The following is a 21044-nucleotide window of genomic DNA, read 5'->3' as shown; positions in this document are numbered from 1 at the left end:
GGACGGCAACTACGGCGGCATACCGCACTACGAGCCCAACAGCTTCGGCCAGTGGAAGGAGCAGCCAGACTTTCGCGAGCCGCCGCTCAAGCTGCGCGGCGATGCGGACTTCTGGAATTTCCGCGAGGACGACGCCGACTACTACAAGCAACCTGGCGACCTGTTCCGGCTGATGAAGCCCGAGCAGCGGCAGGCGCTGTTCGACAACACGGCGCGCGCCATGGGCGATGCGCCGGATTTCATCAAGCGCCGCCACATCGACAACTGCACCCGGGCCGATCTGGCATACGGCGCGGGCGTTGCGAAGGCGCTGGGTCTCTGAGGCCGCACGGTTTGCAGCTCAGGACAGCCGCCCGAGTTCAACCGCGAGGAACTCGATGAAAAGCCGCGCACGCGCCGGCGCCTGACGCCCGAAGGCGTGCAGGGCCGAGATCGCCACGAGCGGCAACGGCTGGGACGGCAGCACGGGCACCAGCCGGCCGACGTCGATGTCGTCCTGCACGAACAGCCGCAGGATCTGCACGATGCCCAGGTCGCCGAGCGCCGCGATGCGTAGCGCGACGCTGTTGTCCGTGTCGAACACGCCGGCGGGGTTCAACACCGTGCCATCCGCAAAGCGGATCGGAAAGGCCTTGCCGCCCAGCATGTAGCGCACATGCGCGTGGCTGTGCAGGGCGTCGATCGACGCGGGCGTGCCGCGACGCGCCAGATAGCCGGGCGACGCCACCAGCACGAGCGGCAGGTCGGCGAGGCGTCGCGCAGTGAGGTCGGAGTCGGCCACCTGCCCCGCGCGAACGGAGATGTCGTAGCCCTCGCGGATCAGATCGACATGACGGTCGGCAAGGCTCATCTCCAGCTTCAGCTCAGGATGCGAGGGCAGAAACTTGCCGACCACCGGCTCCAAGAGGATGCGCCCAAGATCGCCGGGTGCCGTGATGCGCAGCACGCCCTGCGCGACGCCGGCGGGCTGCATCACGTCGCTGGCCTCGTCGAGCGCGCGCAGCAGCGGCGCGACGCGTTCGTAGTACGCGGCGCCCTCCTGCGTGAGCGACAGCACCCGCGTCGAACGCTGGAAGAGCCGCACTCCGAAACGTTTCTCCAGTCGCGCCACACTTTTGGAGACTGCCGATGGCGATGTCCCGAGCGTGCGCGCGGCCGCACTGAACGAGCCTGCCTCAACGGCGCTGGCAAAGGCCACCAATCCGGGTGCGTGGTCGAGAACATTCATTGAAGACTCCGGGGCACAAGTGTTTCCATTTTTCCCCACTACCGAAGTGCAGGTGGACGACCTAGATTGAAGACTTCTCTCTTCGTTGAACAAGGAAAAGCATCATGCAAAAACTCTCCGGCAAAGTGGCCGTGATCACCGGCGGCAACAGCGGCATCGGCCTGGCATGCGCACAGGCTTTCGCGGCGCAAGGCGCTCGCGTCGTCATCGTGGGACGCCGCCAGGACGCCGTGGACACGGCATTGGCGAGCATCGGCACGGACGCGATGGGCTTCGTCGGCGATGTGGCCGACCTGGCCGTGCACGACCGCCTGCTCGCTGCGGTGAAAGCGCGATTCGGCGCCATCGACATCTACGTGGCGAATGCGGGAACGGCCATTCTCGAACCATCCTCCGCCGTCACCGTGGACACCTACGACGCGCAGTTCGCCACCAACACGCGCGCGGTGTTCTTCGGCGTGACCAAGGCGCTCGCGTTCATGCGCGATGGCGGCTCGATCATCCTCACGAGTTCGATCGCCGGCAGCAAGGTGATGGACAACCACGCGGTCTACGCAGGCAGCAAGGCCGCCATCGAGGCCTTCGCACGCAACTGGGCACTCGAGCTCAAGGAACGCCACATCCGGGTCAATGTGTTGAGCCCAGGGCCAGTGGATACGCCGATCCTGGCGAAGCTGGGCATCACGGAATCTGCGCGACCCGAGTTCGACAAGAGCATGGCGGCAGCGATCCCCTTGGGGCGCCTCGGCCAGCCGAATGATCTGGCGCAGGCGGCGCTGTTCCTGGCGAGCGACGACAGCGTGTTCGTCACCGGCGTCAACCTGAAGGTCGACGGTGGCATGGCGCTGACCTGAAGGCCACACCACGCCTCGATCTGTGGCCTTGGCCGTCAGGCCTGAGCCACTGTGCGCGGAGGAAGGAACCCCTTCGCGTTGGCCAGGTCGGGCCACGGCAGCACGGTTTCGCCGGCGACCAGCCACTTGCCATTTGTCCGGCGAAGCCGCAGTTCGTAGAGCGCGGGGTCGGCGTTCTGGCTCATGCGCCGAAACAGGATCGCCGTGGCCTCATCGCCCTGCTCCTCGATGTGCAGGATGCGCTTTTCCGTCGACAGCGGTGCTTCGCCCGCGTCGCGGCGGCTTCTGAACTCGGCCATCATTTCCGGCTTCGAAAAGCGTGCAACGTCTCCTTGCGGCGTCAGTACCAGGAACCCGAGGTCTTCGGTGTAGAGCGCTTCCATTTCATCCATCCGGTAGTGGCTTCCGGTGTCGGCGAGCACGTCGATGAAGGCAATGATTTCGGGGTTGTGAGACTGAGGCATGTGAAGCTCCTGGGGCTGGGATGCGGAAAGAGCCTCAGCGCACGCAACGAATGCGTTCCTGCGATGGAAGCTCGGGCTTTAATCGTAGGCAGGGGACCCTCGTTTCGGTAGATCCGCAAAAGGACGCGCGCCGGTTCCGATTCGGCATCAATGCCGCGTGCTCAGACGGCGCTGCGTGCCTCCGGCCACGCCTTCTGGCGCCATCTCCTGAGCGGCATGTCCACCAGATGCAGGCAGATCGCCGCCATCGTGAACGAGAACGCAAGGGTCACGCTCAGCGTGATCCACAACGGCTGCGTATCACGAAGCAGCAGCACCAACGGAAAGTGCCAGAGATAGACGCCGTAGGACAGTCTGCCGATGTAGACCAGGGGTCGCGACGCGAGGATCTTCGCTCTTCCGTGCTCCGCGGCAAAGCAGATCAGCACGAAGGCTGACAGCTCAGCCAACGTGATCCGCAGCGTTACCGCTTCGGTCTGGTGGCTCGTCGGCAGCGAAGGCAGGGCCATGAGGACCAGCAGTGTCATGCAAGCCACGGCAAGCGCGCGCTTCGATACCTTGAAATGGGTCAGCGCCGCAATGGCTCCGAGCAGGATGCCGCTCATTCGCGTGTCGAAACGGAAATACGCCTGCGGCCAGGTCCAGTTCATGGCCACGAAGTATCGCCAAGCAGTCACTGCCAGGAAGACCGATACCAGCCATCGGACGGGATGCCGCGCTCGCAGAAACAACGGCAGCACGAGAGGCCACAGCAGGTAGAACTTTTCTTCCACGCCCAGGGACCATGTGTGGCCGATGGTGTAGGCCAGTTCCCTGAAGGCCAGCGCATAGTCGTAGACGTAGAGCGCGGCGAGAACGGCGGACAGCCAGCGGTCGTCTGCCGGCCAGAGGATGGGAGCCAGCCCCACATAGGCCGCAACCATGAGCAGCAGCGTCGGGTACAACCGCAGCGCCCGGCGGGCGTAGAAGCGACCGATCTCGATGCCGCCATGACGGTACTGCTCCGTCAGCAGCGACGTGATGAGATAGCCGGAAAGAACGAAGAAGATGTCCAGTCCCATGAAGCCGCCATGCGCGCCGGGGACTTCGCAGTGGAACAGGACCACCGCGAGGATGGACAGCGCGCGAACGCCGTCGAGCGCGGGGTTGTAGGGCAAGGACATCCGTCCGCGCTCAACGGATCGCCAGCGGGTCCGGCCGGCACGGCTGCAGGATCGTCGCACCGCATACAGGATAGCCTGCCGGCCCCTTGACGTCCTTCAGCACGCCGAGGCGCACCACGGAGTCGTACCTGGCGTTGTGCAGCACATGGAGGCGCTGCTTCTGCGTGAAGGTGTCGAACACCAGGCCGCCGGTTTGGGCGGGTGTATCGATCCAGATTCGCAGCCGCGAGCCGCTGCGAAAGTAGTGGCCCATCTTGTGGATCTCGACGCGGGCGAGGACCGGCCGGCCCGGCAGCAGTGGCATCGGCTGCTCTGGCCGTTCGAGCCGAATGGGCAACAACGGCGTCGAGTGCGCGGTGTCCAGGGCACGGTTCGACAAGCGCAGCCAGCCACGCTGGACATAGGTTTCCTGCCCATCCGGGCGGAGTTCCGTGACGGTAACCTGCAGGTCGGCGTCGCCGGCGCCGGCCGTGACCCAGAGGTCGGCGCTGCCCGGCCCGTAGACCATCATGTCTTCGCCCAACGGCGGCGATGTGTAGGAGACGCCCGCGGTCTTCCAGTCGCCGGGCAACGGGCCCCAGAAGCCCCTTCCCGCAATGTCGTTGACGACCACACCGGCGCCGGGATAGTCGAAGCCATCGGCGGCTCCGGAGCCAGGCGCATCGGCGAGCGTCCGGCCCGCATCCAGGTGGAACGCCTTGACGGCCAGGTCGTCGCTGCGGATCGGCCCCCTTTGCACGACCCAGCGAGGTTGGGGAGAAACGCGCCGCTCCAGCGCATTGCCGCTTGCGCTCGCTTCGGCGGTTTCCATCCATACGGTGGTGCGTGGTGTGTCGCGCTCGAATCCGTTGTTCTCGCCTTTGACGAAGCGGTCGAGAAAACGCACGGCCAATGCCTGGAAATCCGCGGCCAGGTACATGTCGTGCCGGCCGTTGGTCTGCACCGACCACAGCTTGGCCGGATCGAGCCGGGACTGGTAGTAGCCGCTGCGCGGTGTGATGGCCTGGTCCTGGAAGGCTTCGAGCGACAGCACGGGAACCTGCACGCGATCGGCATGCTGCGCCAGGTCGAAGCTCTTCATGTGATCGTCCCGCAAGGGATGCGACAGGAACAGGTGCATCACCGAGTTCGTGTCTTCAGCCGCGAGGTTCTTCGGGATCTGCGCCAGGCAGGCAGCGTCTCCCTCTTCGGTTGCGGTCTGCGCGACCACCTTCTCCCAGTAGGCGCGCATGGAGCCGCGCAGGGGCGTGATGAAGCCGGGCGCCGGCACGCCACCGGGCATCAAGGCGTCGCGGAAGTCCGTCAGCACCATGCCGGGCACGATGGCCCGGAGATGCGGCGGCCGGTGCTGCGCCGTCGCCAGTTGCGAAGCGCCACCGTATGACCAGTTGACCATGCCGACCCTGGCGTCGGACCAGGCTTGCGACGCCGCGAATTCGACGGCTTCGGCACCGTGCCTTCCGAACTGCGGCCGCGTGTACTCGAGCGGGCCTGTGGAGCATCCGCTGCCTGCGGCGTTGACGCCCATCACCGCGTAGCCAGCCTCGACGAGGCGTTTGTCGAGCTCGACCGACATCGACGTCTTGTATTGGAGATAGGGCGTTCCGCCGATCGATCCGGCGTCATAGCCGTTGATGCTCAAGATGACGGGGAACCTGCCCGATGCCTTCGGCAGCAGCACGCTGTAGCGCAGTCTGACCCCGTCCGAAGTTGTGAGGTAACCGGTGAGGCGCTTGGCCCAGAACGGTACGGCCGGCCCCTGCGCGGGGAAATCAAAAGGCTGCGACGCCGGCAGACCTGTATCGGGGTCCAGTGGGGCATCCTGCCCGTGTGCTACGAGCGACGTGGAGAACGCCGTAATGAGCGTGATGACGGCGACGATGAACTTCTTCATGGTTCCTGTACTCGGGACTTGCTGGATCGGCGGCGGCTGGCGATGTTAGGGCATCGCTGCGTTGTCGGCAGTCCTGCGCACGACAAACCCTGGCGCCAGAAAGTACACACCGGCCGACGCTGTCTTGCGACCTCGACCGGCGACTGCGTATCACGCAACGAACCCATTGATGTCCATCGCTCAACATGGTGCGGCCTTACGCGTGGCTAGTGGCAGGCCGCGCCCGAACCTACGATCGACTCGGCCTTCAATATCCCCACACACGCACCCGATCGAAGGTCAAGGCCATCGACTTCATGTGCGACTCGACGATGGAAAGATTCAGATCATGGATTCAGCGACCCCATTGAAAGACTCAGGCCGGGAGGTTGGATGCGCCATTGCGTTTCACTGCGGCAGCGGCGGGATGAACTCGGTATGAACGATCGTGTGGATTTCCTGCGGCGCGGCCTGCTGCGCGGCACCGTGGCGGGTGCGGGCATCGCCGGACTGAACCTGGCGCTGTATGGCAAGTTGGCGTCCGCCAGTGGCATCGGATCACCCGAATTGGCGCTGGCGCACTTGAAGAACGTCGATGCCGGTGTCTTGAACATCGCTTACTACGAAGCAGGCCCGGTGGATGGGCCCACCGTGGTGCTTCTGCACGGGTTCCCGTACGACATCGAGGCGTACGCAGAAGTCGCCCCCATCCTGACGGCCGCGGGTTGCCGGGTGATCGTTCCCTATCTGCGCGGCTTTGGCCCCACGCGCTTCCTGAACGCGGGCACGCTTCGTTCGGGCGAATTTGCGGCGTTCGGTGCGGATCTGCTGGCGCTGCTCGACGCGCTGGCATTGCCGCGCGCTGTGCTGGCGGGATACGACTGGGGCGGCAAGGCGGCCAGCGCTGTCGCAGCGCTCTGGCCCGAACGCTGCGCGGGGTTGGTGTCGGGCAACGGCTATGCGTTCGCGGATCCGGCTGCGACATTGACTCCGGCGAAGCCCGAAAACGAGATCCCGCTCTGGTGGCAGTTCTACTTCCAGACCGAGAGAGGACGCGCCGGCTACACAAAGTACCGCCGCGAGTTCAACCGGCTTTTCTGGAGGCAATGGTCGCCGACCTGGCGCTTCGACGATGCGACCTTTGCACGCACCGCCGCATCGTTCGACAACCCCGACCATGTCGAAGTCTCCATACATTCATTCCGCCACCGATTCGGCGCGGCTCAGGGAGACCCCGCCTACGCCGAGATCGATCGCAAGCTTGCGTCGCTGCCCGCGATCCCCGTGCGAACGGTGACGCTGGACGGCGGCGATGATGCAGCCCATGCACCGACCGACGGTTCGGCCCAGGCGGCGAAGTTCACGGGGCCACGCACACACCGCGTGATCCCCGGGGCGGGGCACAACCTCCCGCAAGAGGCGCCGAGCGCGTTTGCGGACGCAGTGCTCGAGCTCGTTCGTGCGGACCGTCAAGCACCTGGCCGTACTCGTTGAAGCGGGTTCGTTGCCTCCCAAAAGAGCGGCCGCGTGCGCACTTACACGGCAGAGCCCAGGGCGCTCGATACCATGGAAGCGTAGGTCGCAAAGCGCAAGACGCTGCTCCACGCGAAGTTCGACCAATTGCCTATCTGGCCGAGCAGAAAGGCAAGTCATAAAGCACATCCCGGCCGCACACGCCGACTTGGTCATCGAACGCGAGTTCCCGCTTCGCCGCGAGGCCAAGCAACCATCTCCATCAGAAGTTTCTGCTTGCAAGAGAGGCCGCTTTGAAGGCGAGAAATGGAAGCAAGCCCTTCTTAAGGAAACTTGGAATCGAATCACAAACCGTGACTCGCAGCGGTAAGCCATTGATTCTTGGAGACCGGCCGAGCGTCCAAAGCCGCAACAAAGCTGGGGCGGAATCGAAAAATCGTTCGCGACCTGCGCCAGTACTCGCTTTCAGTCTCTGTTCCGGTTCTATGGGTACAACTTCGGGTACACCCAGACCATCTAAGACCTGTGCAATGCAAATTTGCAGGTAGCGCACTTGATTGGTCTGGAGAGATTATTGCGCGATTCGGCGGCGAGGACGCTAGCCTAGTTCGCATTTTTTCGATAGCGATGTTGGCTTTGCAGCGATTGCCGACATCCCCCGGCCTAGCGCGAATAGGTACTATCGGCCAGTTCCGGACATTGCCGCCTGCTTGCCAATTTGCCCATTGACGCCAACAGCATGACCATCGAAGCTGACCTCAACATTGCCGAGATTCCATACGAGTCGGGAGCCATCAGGTTCCGGTATGCGAGGGTGGCTGCGTGAATCATGGGCGACCACTACCTCCCGCGCCATTTGCTCAACGGCTTCGCCAAGCCTGCGATTCAGTCGAGGCGCTCTGCAGCTATTTTCAGGTACGAGGTTCCTTCGGCTGGTGCCGCTCAGAACCTTACTGTCGCCACCGTGGCGAACGAGACAGGAATGTACGGCGACATGGAGCCCGTTCTCCAGAGCGAGATCGAGCAGCCAGCCAATCCCATCATCGAGAGGTTGCGACGGCACCTGGGGCCCGTGCCCGCAGCGGACCATTCCGTTCTCGCACGCTACGTCCTGACGGCGATTCGCAGAGTGCCGGACGGTCGCGCTCGAACGGTTGCTTCATTGCCCGCAGTGGCGGCATCGGTACGGCAGAGCTATGCCGAGCAGCTTGACCAACATCGGCAGTTTCCCGACCGTGTCGAACAGGCAGATGCGTTTGAAAAGAAGCTGGACGCGGCCTTTGAAAAAGTCCTTACCGAGCCGGTCCAATGGCTGTGGAAGAAGACGTTGCTTCCCGAGCATTTTGAGCGGACCATCCGCGCGCTCTCTGTGATGACTTGGTTTGTGCATGCTGCGCCCGCAGGCAAGCAATTGCTGATCGGAGATGTGCCTGTGATCTGGAATCGCCGCGTGGGATTGAAGGAGAAGGAGGCCATGTGGCTCATGCCGATTGCCTCCGACCGACTCCTTTCGGTTTCCTATCAACGAGCTGCTGCATTGAGGCAGACGCTGCCTGCGCCAACGGTTCGGAACCACAACGCGAACACGATCGTCCAAGCGAGCCGATTCATCTTTGCCCGCGATGCCGAGGCATGGATCACCAAGGCGATTCAGGAAGAAACGCAGAGACGCAATGCTGCAGGTCCAGCACGCGAGGCTAAGGGACTTTGACAGCCGTACGGCCTCGGAAGAACGGCAACTGCGGGGTAGCCGCCGCCAAAGCTTTCCCGCAAGATGTGCGCCGGTCCGCGAGGCCCTACAAGCGTTCGATCAGACTTGAGGCATACGTCACCCCTACTGAACGGCCGGTTCCAAGCAAGACCAACTTCTGCACCGGGTCCGTTCACGACGGCGGTGCGACCGGCTAAAGTCGGCCAGAACCAGTTGTTCGAGGATCCTTCGGAATCCATCCGAAACCAGTCGTTCACGAGTAGACGAACAGCATCAAGATCAATCTCGTGCGGCATCGATTTCCCTTCACCAAGAGCAGCACGTTCCAATGACCGTTCGGACACATCTAGCCTCGATGGAGCGTCGTGTGATTGCGTTTGCCGTCGGCTTCTTGATACTGCTTGCGGTGGTACTTGTTTTGACCGTGGCCATAGAAGGTCATTCATACGCAGCCATTATCACGATGACGGTGTCCCTCTTGCTCTTTGTCGCATATCACTGGGTCGGACTCTCCAATAGAAACTACGCAATTGGCCGAGTGATCACTTCCATCACCGTGATCTCTTTGAAGTCTGGTCCGGAACTCTCCGCCCTGCAGCGCATAGCAAGACCCAGCATAAGACTGCTCTGGCTTTTGACAGGAGGGCTAGTAGCTGGCTTCACTCGCCAGCCTATGTTTCTCTTCCTTCCCCTTGTCATCGACACGGTCCTTCTGTCTTTTCACCCGCTGCGGCAGACCGTGACGGACATAGTGTGCAGTACAACGGTGGTGAATTCGCCGCCGCTACAACCTCACCGCGCGCCGGCTGGTCCGATGTTTAGTTCGGGTGATGCCGAATTCGGACCCAAACCACGCAAGCATTTTTTTTCACTGGTTGCCCAACGATTTCGCCGTGCTTACACTCGATGAGGAGGTGTCATGCCGCCGGACGAAGAAGAAATCCATCGAAACAAGCGGTCCGACAAGACCTACATCAGCCGTGCCCTGCCTGCCGTGGGTGGTCTATTGCGCATTGCCTCCAAGGTGTTCGATGCAGAAGGGCTGCACAACGCTGTAGTCAAGAAGGAAGTCGTCCTCAAGACTACCCCCACTCGCCGGACGGAAGTCGTGGCCAAATTCTTCGACGACGGGCGAGCGCTTCGAGTGGTGACGATCCAGTCGTTCAACGGCGAGACAGGCAAGCCGCAGCGTACGCACTTCTCCTTCGTCGGGACACAAATCCACAAGCTCTTGGCGTTCTTTCAGGACATCGCCACGATCGACTTGACGAGCATGGACAAGGTGAACATCACGGACGCCGAGTTCCGTCGCCTTGCGCTATCCAAGGAACAGGCAGCCGGCCTGGTCAAAGACAACCAAGACATCTTCTTGGATGTCCTGCAGTCAGAGGTGACTAAGGAGGATGTCGTTGCTTTGGGATACCGCAAGCATCAGCTTCGCACCTTTGAGCGAATGCTCAATGAGCCGGACTACTTTGAGCAGATCAGGGAGAAGAAAGGCGCGCGAGGGACTGAGGCCTTGTGGCAAATGTTTTTCGAAAAAAACCAATGGGTGTTCGGGTACGGCCTGAGCTACTTCTTCGTGACGGGCTTCGACAACCGCAAGCTCGAACAAGTGGTGCAAGGCCACGATCTGCTCAACCGAGGGAAGCGAGCCGATGGCGTCATGAAGACGCGGGGCATTATCAATGCTATGTGCTTTGTCGAAATCAAGAAGCACGACACACCGCTACTCGAGTCAGGTTCTTACCGGCCGGGATGCTGGGCACCGTCCAGTGAGCTTGCAGGGGCGGTGGCACAGGTCCAAGCGACGGTGGCGTCCGCCATGCACAACCTGTACGGACTGGTCCGCCCACAGGATGAGGCAGGGGATCCGACCGGCGAAGAGGTGTTCAACTACAGGCCCAAGTCGTTCCTGGTGGTCGGCTCCCTCTCCCAGTTCGTGGCCGAGCACGGCGTCAACCACGACAAGGTTCGGTCCTTCGAGTTGTATCGCAACAGCTTGGCCGGTATTGACATACTGACGTTCGATGAGCTTTTCGAGCGGACCAAGTTCATTGTCGATGCCGCCGCATCTGCGAAGTGAATAGCATTTCCTCGTGCTTTTCGGGGCAGTATTTCCCTGCAATCCTGAACGCCAGACGTTCAGTCAACGGCTGCTTGCGAGCGGTACGTACAGTCGGTATGGGCCCACTGCGTTCCGTCGCCCTCGATCGCTCGACGACAGGAATACCAGCGGAAGCGGGCATTCGTGCAAAAGTGGAAAAGCCTGAAGAAACGCCGATGTGCTAGATGGCCGCCTCTTGCTGGTCAACGTTTGAACGCTTGAAGGCCTTCGCGTATACAAGAAGGCGGTGATTTATGTCGTCGCGATCGACTGCGAAGTGCGCCTCACGATGACAGTTCGGGCAAAGTGCAACGCAGTTCCATACGCGGTCACTTTTTTCTATGCCAAGAATGTGGTGGACGTCGAGGAAACCTGGGTATCGCCGCGTGTCAGTACAGGAAGCGCGCTCGCAGCCGTTTGAGGCCCGCTTGATTACCTCGCGCCGCACGTTGCGGTCCCTTTTTACCTCAGACCGAGTTGTTGGGATCCGTGGTGCGCCGTCGGACCCGTACAGGGAGAAGTCAATGGTGGGCAAGTCGTCAAAGGTATCGTCAACCTCTTGAATATGCACGACAGTTAGCTTGACAACGTCCTCGACGCCAGGCCAGGACCAAAGAACATCGGTAACTGACTTCCCACCAGGCGATCGCTCGTCCTTTAGCCATATCGTCGGACTGTCGCCATTCTCGGAATGATTCTGCTTGAGGCGCCCCATCTTCCCACGCGCGATGCCCTCGATGCTGACATCGCGCTGCTTGAGCCAGATGGGCCGCAATTGATTGATGGGTATAAGTGCGGCCATCAAAATCTCGACCTCATCGCCTTGCACAACAAGGCTGTGAGTGACACCTTCGGCGGCGTCACGTGCGGTGATTCGATCCAGGCCACCAACCCAATCCCCATTCACTCGTGCGGTGATCTGCGAGGCCGAGGTCTTTCTCTTCGCAATCGGCACATGTGCCCACTTCCAGCAAAGGCGCACGCGCATTTTGATCTGTTGGCCTGAAGGATCGGTGGCGGTGACCAACTGTGATTGCCCCTCACCGCCAACAGCCCTTCGTTCATCGATCACATTGGCGAAGCCTCGGCTTTCGAGAAGATTCTTGATGCAATTTCGAGTGAATCGCTCCGCCTCATAGCTCTCTGGTTTCCGAAACGGCCTCTTCCCATCTGCCATGTTGGTCTCCTCAGTTTTGTATGTTGTGTGGCATAGGCATGCGGCGACGCCGCATCCGGTGACTAGATCACGCTTCGATTGCTAGGCCAGTTTCAGGGCGGCTTACAGTTTTGCGAGACGAGTGACCGCAATCAGCCGATTGTGTTGAAAAACTCGCCTTGAATCTAGCCTGCACTGGCGATCCCACAGGATTTGTGATCGAGTTGGCGATGCAAGGGCACGTGGCAAGCGTTGCAGGCTCACCTCACGCCGTCTTCATTGCCGTACCCGCTTCAGATGGCATCAACCACTTCGCCATTCGCCTGAGTGCCCGGCAATCACAGCCAACCCGGCGCCCTCTAGACTCGTCTTCCGCATGGATTTGCGCGGAGCGTGCGACGACTCAGAGCTTCTGACAACTGGCAGTTTTGACAGGAGTCAACAGCCTGGCCCGGGCCCGTCGACGACCACGCTCAGACGACAACACCGTCACAGTATCAATGCGGCAACCCTGCAGAAGATCGCCGAACGACATACGTCGCTGTTGTGAGCCACATCACCGCCCGGCCAATCGCAGCGATACGCGGACGAGAAGCAGGCATCCAAGCTCACCATCCTGCGCGCAAATGCTTCGAGAACGTCCAAGGTCGCTCGACGCAAGACGATATCGACTACGGGGTGCTCAATAAGCCCGGACATCGCATTATTCGCATGCGTTCCGCATGATCCTCGTTCGACATGCAGTGAAGTTGACCGCCCCGCACCCGGCGGCCCACACACCACTGGATCGCGACCCGCTATGGCTCGACGACTCCACCCATCATCGGACACGTGGTCTAAACGAGTCGGCATCCGCGCGCTCCGGCGTTCGACTTCTCTCTGTCTCCCTCCATCGATCCGCCAATCGCTGCGCATCAGTCTGCACAGCCGGCATGCGCGCGACGAAGCGCTTCACCCGGTCGGCCAACTCGGCCTGGCCCTGACTTCGAAGCGCATCCGTAACTGCGTGCCAGCCCGCCATCACCTCCTGCCGCGTGCGCTGCATGGTCTCTTTGCCGGCATCCAGGGTGCCTTGCTTTGTCTTTAATTCCTGAAGCACGTTGTCCAGCTTGGCGCGCATGAAGGTCGAAGTCTTCGGCGGCCGAAGCTTGGCCCGGTCGCTGGCCGGCAGTTGCCCGAACGCCCGCAGTTCTCTAAGCCGATGGTGGATCGCGTCCCTGTACGGCTTGCGGGTCTGCCCTCGCACTTGGCGCGGTGTGGCATTGGCCGCCACGCCCTGCTCACGCATCAGCGCGGCGAATTGCTCGCGCCACTGGCGCAGCGTTTCTTTTCGGATGTAGAGGCGCTTGTCGGGCTCGAACTCGTGCTCGCACTTGACCACCAGATGCACATGCGGGTGCGGCTGATCGGTGTGCAGCACCATGGCGTAGCGATATTGCAGCGCGAAGTTCTCGCGCGCGAACACGCGCGCCGCCGCCAGCACCTTGTCCGGCGGCGTACCGGCGGGCATGGACATGACGATGTTGTGGACCAGCTTCGCGCGCGTGTCCTTCTGCCCCTGAGCGGGTTTCGGCTTGTACTGGCTTCTGCAAAGTTCGAGCTGCCAGTCGGTCACGATTTCCCTGGCCGCCCCTCGGCCCTGTTGCGCCAACCCCTCGTCGGTCTCCAACTCCAGCTTGCCGTGCCGGCCGATGTAGCGCAGATGGGCCTCGACGCCGCCAACGTCCCGTCCGCCGCCGGAGACCTTCACCATCACCTCGGGCGTACGGCCCACCGTGCGCTGGATCTGCGCGATCTGGTCGGCTCCGAGGCGCAACCTGCCGCCGGGGCCCCGCCGACCGTAGCTCACGATGTCCAGCGCCATGTCGCGCGGCACACCGGCGGGGCCACGGCTGCTTTGGCCTGCGCGCGCTATATGTTCAGACATGAGAACTCCCACCGCCGGTCTCCCAACTGATGAGGTTGCGGCGCAAGACAGCTGCCATGGCTTCGCGTGCCTTCTCGACTTCCCGCCGGACCGTCGCGATGGCTTCGCCCAGGTCCGGTGCCACCGGCTCCGGCAGAGTGTTCGGCATGCCGAACGTTCGAAGCTGCCGTCCCAGCGCAGCCAGCCGGGCGTTGGTCACTTTGATGTGATCCAGTTCGTTCGGGGGCAGCACTGCGGCGTCACGCACATGGTTGTGGATCAGCAGGGCCAGGTAGCTGCCTGTCTTCATTCCACGCGAACGGGCTCGTCCGGCCGCAAGCGCTCTATCGCCCCTGCGAAGCCGCAGCGTGATGCGATCCGCCACGCCAATGCCGCTTTCGGTTTCGCGTAGGGAGCGTTGGACACCCGAGCCCAGCGAGATTTCGGCGTTGGTCTTGAGTACCTCGTCGACCATCTTCGCGAGCAGAGTCGACGCACTGAGATGATGCCGCGCCGCCAGTGCGGCGAAGCCCGCCCTCGTCTCGGGTGGTACCCGGGTGGCTATCACACGGCTTGATAGAGAGGTCTTGGTCATTGCAACTCCGTTGCAGTAAACAATGTCTGACGTCAGTCTATCCTGCCCTCATCACCGCACAAGGACTCTACCCCGGGAATTTCGGCGTCTAGCTCGACGCATCCTGTTGTCGCCCCAAAAGCTGCCGCCGATTTGCAGTTCCGAGATCTCCATCGATGTTCGGCACGCCGAACATTGATGAGGCAGGCAAAGCGGACCAAGTGCAGCGAATTCACGAGCGATCATCCAACCAAACCCCAGTCTCGCCCGAACGCGAAAGCGTCAAAACTTCGCAGATTGCCCTGAACAGCGCCGCGGGACTTGTACGATGCGCGCAGATCTTGCTGCGGTGGGCGGGTGCGAAATCTCTACCTGGCTCGTCGGTGTCAGTCGTCAAAGGGTGCCGCATGACCATTGAGCTTCGACTGAAACGCCGGCTTCAGCACTCACTCCCGCAGCGTAAACACCACTGACAGGTAGGACACTGGACGCACCCGAATCGTCTCGATGCCGTGAAGCGCAGTCGCATCGAACAGCAACGAATCCCCAGCCGCCACCGCGACTGTCTTTGCGCCGTAGCGGTAGGTAACCTCGCCGGACAGGAAGTACAGGAACTTGAGGCCCGGATGCTGAAAGGTCACGTAGGGATCAGCCCCGGGCAGCAGCGTAACCATGTAGGGCTCGACGAACAAATTGCCCGACAGCAAGTGGCCCAGCAACTCGTAGCGGTAGTCCGCCACCGCACCGATGCGGTCGACCACCGCCCCCCGCCCTGCGCGCACGTGGCAGAAGTCCGCGCGGCGCGCTTGGTCACTGAAGAAACGCGACGTCGGCACATGCAAGCCCTGCGCGAGACGCTCCAAGGTCTCCACCGAAGGTGAAACCAAACCTCGCTCGATACGCGAGAGCAGCGAGGGGGAAATCCCCGAGACCTTTGCCAGTTGGCCGGCGGACACGTCGGCCGCCATGCGCAGCGCCCTCACCTGCACGCCAATGCGCGCGGCGGACAGGCTGCGCACGACAGGTGCGGGTTTCCTCGGCCGACTGCGCGTCACCGAGATCGGCAACCGCAGGGGGCGGGCCGTGGGCAAGGGCGAGGCGGCCTGTTTGCGCGTCATACGCCCCCGCTGGTCACGCGCAGACCGCCGTTAAGACGTCGCTGGTGACGTTGAATGGGAAGGTTGCTGATCTGGTTCCACATAGTTGCTGCACTGTGTTCTTAAAAACATGCACAGCAAGATTATGTGTCGTTTAAGACGTTTCCTCCATAAGCACATTCGGCGAGCCTGCAGTGAGCATGACTGCAGGCATACGAACCAAGACGCCATCTGGCATTGCGCGGGGCACGTTGCCCAACGCAGTGACCCTGGCTCTCGGGCGAAACCTGAGGTATTTCCGCGAACAGGCGGGACTCACGCAAGTTGAACTGGCCTTCGATGCGGAGGTGGAGCGCTCGCGCATCTCCAAGATAGAACGAGGACACATCAACCCTTCGCTGTTGACGCTGGCCACGCTGTGCTTTTGCTTGAAAATCACTCTCCCCACTCTGTTCGAAGGAATCAAGGAGACGTTGGCGCCCTCGTGGAAAGGCGGCGAGTTGCGACGCTCAAATCAGGCAGTTCTTGGCGCCTCGTCGGAAAAACCCCGTAGCCACCAATAACGCGCAGAGGCCTCCGCAACATGCTGCCGGTGCTGCAATGGGCTTCGCTGATCTCAAGGACACTTTGTCAAGTAGTGAAATTAAATCGGACGCGGCTCATGAAGGAGAGGGCAATTCAGCCGAAAGTTCAAGCTTGAAGCACTCAAGTGGTGAAGGGAACGGGGGCGTGCCGGTGACGCAGTCTGCACGCGACCTCGATGTGCACGAGAACATGTTACGCAAGTGGGTGCTCGAGGCTGCGGTCGAGCCACAGCAGGCCTTTGCTGGACGGAGCGTGTGAAGCCCTAACAACTGCGTTGCAGTGTTTGAGGAAGAAGAACGCAAAGCCGCGCATGGAGCGTGACCTGTTGAAAGAGGCGGCAGACTGCTTGGCCAACGGAGTCGGTGTGAAGTTCAGATTCGTTGCGATCACCGAGGGAACCTTGCCATTGGCAATGATGTGCGAGGCGCCCTCTGTCTCGCGAAGTGCTCTATGGTCAGCAGGCCCCAAACCAGACGCAGTTCGTGGTTGGGTGCTGTGCGGCCGAATCGGCTTTTTCTGTGAGTCTCGCAACCCGGCACTTTACTGCTTGGTCGCCTTCGACATCCATTCCTGAAGCCCGAGGTAGTCCTTCAAACTGATCTGATTTGAGAGGCGCTCTTGAAACGCTTTCGCTCCCCGGGTGAAGAAAGAGGTTGTCGCAAGAATTCCAGCTGTTGCACGCTCCGCCTGCACTACTCCGTTGAGTTCTCGGATCAGTTTGACGCCCACCCTATTGTCCGGCGCGTACTTTTTGCATTCAACAAAGTACAAGAACGTGCCGAGGTCGTCCTTTTTCGCAGCAAAGATGTCTTTGCCGCCATCCTTTGAGGCCGGGGTGAGCGTCACCTTGTATCCCAAACGTTCAAGCAGGTCTGCAACGAACTCCTCAAATCGCCGCGGCGAAATATCGTACAGCAATTTGGGATTGGCATGTGCTCTCGCAAGAAGGTCGCCCGAGACAGATCGAAGGTCGGAGACGATCTGGATCTCTCCACTAGTTCCCTCACCGAGGGACCGACCATCCGGCCCAAGCAAGCCAGAGTAGTAGAAGGCAGTCAGGCGCTCGATCACCTCACGCGGGCTCATTGTTGTCGTCTTAAAACTGTCTGCAACCATCTGCGCAAAAAGTGGACTGCCTCCGAAGCGATCAGTCGTTCCGCGAGCAACGTCTGACGGAAAGCCGAGCTTTTCCAGCAACTCATGGAGATCGGAATCGATCAGGCCTCCCAGTCGTAAAGTGAGATCTGCTTGATCGGACCAATCCAATCCTCTTGCAATGCAGATGAATCGGGCTGACGGTCGAGTTCGACGAAGTTCAGCAAGTTCTTGGTATTGCTGGTGCGCCCGTTGGCCCGCCATTTCATCAAGTATCAAAAGATACGGAGACGAAGGATGTGAGACATGAGAGTCAACGGTGTTTCTGAGCGGCTCGAAAGGAGAGGTATGTATGTGATATGTGCCCGCAGGAAACGCCTTGATATGGGTTTGCGCAAACATCATCGCCAACGCCGTCTTTCCGATGCCGAGGCCTCCCGTGATCGCGACTACTCTCGACCCAGCGTTGAAAAATTCCTGCGCAAGCAGATCAAGTTCGCGTCTGCGGCCGGTGAACCGACGATCGACTGCGTATGCGGACCAGTCCATGGTGTAAAGCCCAGCGCCAAAGAAAATGTCAGATGGAAGCCGGAGGCTACTGTAGAGGATCGAATCGGACTACCTGCCGGTGTTGGCTCCTAGCCGAAAAATAGAAGTCTAGCCTCCAACCCGGGCAACTACTCTTCTTCAAGGAATGACTGACCCGCAGATCAGTTGTCGGAAGAGCAACATGGCGGGACTTACGTAGACCTCGGAAAGGGTCGACCAAGATCTTCGTTTTGTCGGCTCGACCGAGTGGGCTTACTCGCGAGGGGCGCAGTCACGAAGTAAGCGGAGATCCAACTGGGGACAAGGGCTAGCGAAGGCCAAGAAATCTCCGATTCCTCCCTCGCCCGTCCGCCACGCGTGCGCCAGGGAATCGGGAAGCGCCGGTGATGGCCAGGGGTCTCCTCGAGACGTCCGCTGCATTCAACATCTACTTATCGACCCCAAAGTCTAAATTGCATTGAAACAAGTCAGCACAAGTTTTCGGAATAAATGTTTTTCCTCTCAAAAAGTAATCCCATACGCCTCGCTTCACCCGAGCAGCTAAATGCAGGCAACCGACCCGACCGAGTACCAAAATCCGCGCAATAACAATCAAATTTTAAGTCCGCCCCGAAATAAACAGTGCTATCTTTTCAGCTGCGAGAAATCGATTTGCCCTGCGCGCCAACACCAACGCTCGTTGCAAAGTTTCAGAACTGAGTTGGCGTTCACCGCGCGTGCGCACTTCTGCAAAAATCGACCCACTCGGACCAAAGCGAACTGAAGGAAATCCAAATTGATCTCCGGTCAAGTCAACGTCAAACAACTGAGACTCGAAATAAATTCGATTGAACCAATGACTTTGCCCGTGTACGTTCGCGCTGACAAAATCGCCGCCGAATTCCGCTCGAACAATGACGGCGACGGCGGCGCAGTGCCCTGCGCTAGGCGTCTCGCCACCGGAACCCGGCACCGCAGTGTCTGGACGGAACACCACGGCCAAAGCGTCTCGCAAGAGAGTTAGACCTTGCACTAAATGGGATGGGAGTTCGGTAGACATGCGGTATGATTTTACACTTATTAGAATTTTCTACAAACTGCAGTCAGCGAAGTGATTTCAGTATTAACACACCAAATGCTTGGCTGCGAAATAACGAAGTTCTCATGAAAACACTCAGCCCCATCGACGGCTTATCCACCTTCAACCTCGCACCGGGCGTGCATGTTATTGGATTAATGGAAAAAGGAGTCACTATATATAATCAACAGGTCCGCGCTCACAACTTTGCGTGGGCTCTACACCAAAAATGCGAAATGGAAGGAGAATTTCCATCCAAAATCGCAATTCTTGGCGGCGGCATCACGGGCCTAACCACTGCAGCGTGTCTGCTAAATAAATTTCCGAGCAAAACAAAGATAGTTTTGTTTGAAAAAAGATTGGACCTGTGTCCCATTCAGCAAGGCGCAGACCATCGTTGGATACATCCACATATATACGAATGGCCAGATAAAGGAAGTGATCAGCCAAGCACTGGCCTTCCATTAATGCGATGGGAAGCCGGCAGGGCATCGGACGTAGTGGGGAAAATTCTCGCACAATTCCGCATTGTCCATAAAAATCACAGTGCGCGACTTGATGTAATCGTAGGCGTCGAACACACTAAACTTTCAGTGTCCGACCGCAGAATAGAGTGGGTTGGGAAGAAGACCAAAGAAGTTGACGGTTTCTATACGGTTCTCCACGGCATTGGCACCACCGAAACGTTTGATGAGATCGTCATCGCGACCGGCTTCGGGTTAGAAAAAGCACCTGAAGGGAAGTCGAGTATTTCTTACTGGCGCAATGAACAGGTGTCTCAACCAATCCTAGGGAATTCAGCAAATAGGATTTTGCTCTCTGGTTATGGCGACGGCGCGCTGACCGATCTATTTCGTCTCACAATCGAGCGATTTAGACAAGAAACAATCCTAAAAGAAATTTTCAAAAACGTCAACGAGCTAAGAGCAGCCGAATTAAACTTGTTGTCTATTAAGTCGAATAAAACGGGCATCGCGGAGCTATTCAACACCTTTGAGCAAGAATTTGGCGATGTTTCCGAGGTTGCAAAACAATTATCTTATCGGCTGCGAAAAGACACAAAAGTGTATCTACATCTGGGCGGACCTAACGGCACAAATAGAAGCATAAGAGACGCCTTTGGGGCTACCAGTTCATTTCTCAATCGCTTTATGCTGTTTTTGCTTTACAAATGCGGCGCGTTTGTTCCTGTCTTCGGAGAACTCGAACATCGGGTTATAGATTTAAACATTTTGCCAAGCAACGTACTGTGTCGACATGGAACCTCCACGACGCAGGAATTTGAAAATCTTCTAGGCGGAAGTGACGTGAGTAACCGAATGAGCGCATTAGAACAAATGAAAATTAATCAGCACCAAAGCCCCATACCATGGTTTAAACCCGGATTTTTTCAACCAGATGATTGGAGAAACAAGTGAATCCAAGTTTGCTCGGCGAGGAACCCGTACCCGAAGTAACTCAATTTTCTCTATTGGCTTTTTTATCGGCACTCGTTGGGTATCTTCACTCCGACACGCCCCAATATAGCGATTTTAAATTAACCATCCACCGCATTGTCGTCCACGCAGAGACCGCCTTCCTACAGCAGGCCTGTGGATATTTGTCCCCAAGCGAATATCAACCAACTATGGCTGGCCGGATATTCAAAGGAAACCACGGAATAACCGGAAAAGCTTTGATGGAGAAAAAAACTTGGCGGACAAGACGTTATGCTTCGCAAGCACTTCTTGAGCAAGATTTGGTTCTAGACATCACAGATAGCGGAGATTTTCATGCCATCGAAGACTTACCGCGATCCTGGCTCGCCGTGCCATTACTCAATATAAAAAATGAAGTAGTTCTCATCGTTTTCGGCGAATCGAAGCACTTTAATTTTTTCGCAGATGACGGCAGAGTAGTTGCAATTCAAAATATGGTGACAGCTTTTGGAAATATGAATGCGAGGATGGAAACAAGCTTAATGGAGAGAGTCAAGAACTTTTCCGTGGAAAGAACTCCGTTCACATACGAAAACGCCGATGCCTACAGAAGAATCCACGAAGATTTTGGAAATAGTGCCGCGTCCCTAATGGAGGCTGGCTTTTTCAACGTTGAATGTGCGCCTGCCTAGGACAGATTTGATTCCGCCTTTGAAGACCTGCCGACTTTCACA

Annotated in this window: 20 protein-coding genes; 10 read left to right on the top strand and 10 right to left on the bottom strand. The window is 59.2% G+C overall.

Going from position 1 to position 21044, the window contains the following annotated elements:
- Nucleotides 1-322, top strand: a 322-nt coding sequence (locus JC881_RS31200; protein ID WP_332875318.1) for a catalase-related domain-containing protein, incomplete at its 5' end; no start/stop codon positions are given.
- Between the two features lie 18 nt (nt 323-340).
- Here the strand turns inward: JC881_RS31200 and JC881_RS31195 are convergent.
- Complete coding sequence (locus JC881_RS31195; protein WP_198789641.1) at nt 341-1228, bottom strand: LysR family transcriptional regulator; 888 nt, start codon at nt 1226-1228, stop codon at nt 341-343.
- Between the two features lie 104 nt (nt 1229-1332).
- Here JC881_RS31195 and JC881_RS31190 point away from each other — a divergent pair, with 104 nt between their 5' ends.
- The gene (locus tag JC881_RS31190) at nt 1333-2082 is read left to right on the top strand and encodes an SDR family NAD(P)-dependent oxidoreductase (protein ID WP_198789640.1); all 750 of its coding nucleotides are present in this window, start codon (nt 1333-1335) and stop codon (nt 2080-2082) included.
- Nucleotides 2083-2117: 35 nt separating this feature from the next.
- Here JC881_RS31190 and JC881_RS31185 read toward each other — a convergent pair whose 3' ends face one another.
- The 3 genes from JC881_RS31185 to JC881_RS31175 all read right to left on the bottom strand — a co-directional run bounded on the left by JC881_RS31185 (nt 2118) and on the right by JC881_RS31175 (nt 5603).
- The gene (locus JC881_RS31185) at nt 2118-2546 is read right to left on the bottom strand and encodes a hypothetical protein (RefSeq protein ID WP_198789639.1); all 429 of its coding nucleotides are present in this window, start codon (nt 2544-2546) and stop codon (nt 2118-2120) included.
- A gap of 161 nt (nt 2547-2707) precedes the next feature.
- A complete protein-coding gene (locus JC881_RS31180) occupies nt 2708-3709 on the bottom strand; it encodes an acyltransferase family protein (RefSeq protein WP_198789638.1) in 1002 nt (333 codons plus the stop codon).
- A 10-nt stretch (nt 3710-3719) separates the two neighbouring features.
- On the bottom strand, nt 3720-5603 hold the full coding sequence (locus tag JC881_RS31175) for a CocE/NonD family hydrolase (RefSeq protein ID WP_198789637.1): 1884 nt from the start codon (nt 5601-5603) through the stop codon (nt 3720-3722).
- A gap of 417 nt (nt 5604-6020) precedes the next feature.
- On the opposite strand from JC881_RS31175, the gene JC881_RS31170 reads away from it, so the two are divergent.
- The 4 genes from JC881_RS31170 (at nt 6021) to JC881_RS31155 (ending at nt 10852) form a co-directional block, all read left to right on the top strand.
- On the top strand, nt 6021-7076 hold the full coding sequence (locus JC881_RS31170; RefSeq protein WP_198789636.1) for an alpha/beta fold hydrolase: 1056 nt from the start codon (nt 6021-6023) through the stop codon (nt 7074-7076).
- A gap of 808 nt (nt 7077-7884) precedes the next feature.
- Entirely contained in the window at nt 7885-8766 is an 882-nt protein-coding gene (locus JC881_RS31165) for a DUF4238 domain-containing protein (protein WP_198789635.1), read from the top strand.
- Nucleotides 8767-9094: 328 nt separating this feature from the next.
- Nucleotides 9095-9676: an RDD family protein gene (locus JC881_RS31160; protein WP_198789634.1), complete on the top strand. Its 582-nt coding sequence runs from the start codon at nt 9095-9097 to the stop codon at nt 9674-9676.
- 9 nt (nt 9677-9685) lie between these two features.
- Nucleotides 9686-10852 carry a Shedu immune nuclease family protein gene (locus tag JC881_RS31155; protein ID WP_198789633.1) on the top strand — a complete coding sequence of 389 codons (1167 nt, stop codon included), beginning with the start codon at nt 9686-9688 and terminating at the stop codon, nt 10850-10852.
- Between the two features lie 202 nt (nt 10853-11054).
- Here JC881_RS31155 and JC881_RS31150 read toward each other — a convergent pair whose 3' ends face one another.
- From JC881_RS31150 to JC881_RS31135, 4 genes are all read right to left on the bottom strand, one after another.
- Nucleotides 11055-12050, bottom strand: a complete 996-nt coding sequence (locus tag JC881_RS31150) for an HNH endonuclease signature motif containing protein (RefSeq protein ID WP_198789632.1) — start codon at nt 12048-12050, stop codon at nt 11055-11057.
- A 799-nt stretch (nt 12051-12849) separates the two neighbouring features.
- Nucleotides 12850-13893, bottom strand: a complete 1044-nt coding sequence (locus tag JC881_RS31145; RefSeq protein ID WP_198789631.1) for a relaxase/mobilization nuclease domain-containing protein — start codon at nt 13891-13893, stop codon at nt 12850-12852.
- A gap of 55 nt (nt 13894-13948) precedes the next feature.
- Nucleotides 13949-14530 carry a hypothetical protein gene (locus JC881_RS32505; RefSeq protein WP_233102146.1) on the bottom strand — a complete coding sequence of 194 codons (582 nt, stop codon included), beginning with the start codon at nt 14528-14530 and terminating at the stop codon, nt 13949-13951.
- Nucleotides 14531-14955: 425 nt separating this feature from the next.
- Nucleotides 14956-15528, bottom strand: coding sequence for a helix-turn-helix domain-containing protein (locus JC881_RS31135; protein WP_332875319.1), 573 nt, complete (start codon nt 15526-15528; stop codon nt 14956-14958).
- Between the two features lie 278 nt (nt 15529-15806).
- Here JC881_RS31135 and JC881_RS31130 point away from each other — a divergent pair, with 278 nt between their 5' ends.
- Both JC881_RS31130 and JC881_RS31125 read left to right on the top strand, forming a co-directional pair.
- Nucleotides 15807-16169: a helix-turn-helix domain-containing protein gene (locus tag JC881_RS31130; protein WP_198789643.1), complete on the top strand. Its 363-nt coding sequence runs from the start codon at nt 15807-15809 to the stop codon at nt 16167-16169.
- Nucleotides 16170-16206: 37 nt separating this feature from the next.
- On the top strand, nt 16207-16449 hold the full coding sequence (locus JC881_RS31125; protein WP_198789629.1) for a hypothetical protein: 243 nt from the start codon (nt 16207-16209) through the stop codon (nt 16447-16449).
- 282 nt (nt 16450-16731) lie between these two features.
- Here the strand turns inward: JC881_RS31125 and JC881_RS31120 are convergent, their stop codons facing one another.
- Both JC881_RS31120 and JC881_RS31115 read right to left on the bottom strand, forming a co-directional pair.
- Nucleotides 16732-17835, bottom strand: a complete 1104-nt coding sequence (locus tag JC881_RS31120) for a restriction endonuclease (protein WP_198789628.1) — start codon at nt 17833-17835, stop codon at nt 16732-16734.
- A gap of 598 nt (nt 17836-18433) precedes the next feature.
- On the bottom strand, nt 18434-18874 hold the full coding sequence (locus JC881_RS31115; protein ID WP_198789627.1) for a YunG family protein: 441 nt from the start codon (nt 18872-18874) through the stop codon (nt 18434-18436).
- A 104-nt stretch (nt 18875-18978) separates the two neighbouring features.
- Here JC881_RS31115 and JC881_RS31110 point away from each other — a divergent pair, with 104 nt between their 5' ends.
- The gene (locus JC881_RS31110) at nt 18979-20310 is read left to right on the top strand and encodes an FAD-dependent oxidoreductase (protein WP_198789626.1); all 1332 of its coding nucleotides are present in this window, start codon (nt 18979-18981) and stop codon (nt 20308-20310) included.
- Nucleotides 20307-21002 (top strand): hypothetical protein, encoded by a 696-nt coding sequence (locus JC881_RS31105; protein WP_198789625.1) that lies wholly within the window; start codon nt 20307-20309, stop codon nt 21000-21002. Before JC881_RS31110 ends, JC881_RS31105 begins: the two co-directional genes overlap by 4 nt.
- The last annotated feature ends 42 nt before the right edge of the window (nt 21003-21044 follow it).

This window comes from Variovorax sp. IB41 (assembly GCF_016405905.1).
In the GTDB taxonomy this organism is placed as follows: Bacteria; Pseudomonadota; Gammaproteobacteria; order Burkholderiales; family Burkholderiaceae_C; genus Variovorax.
This window is presented reverse-complemented; position numbering and strand designations above follow the sequence as displayed.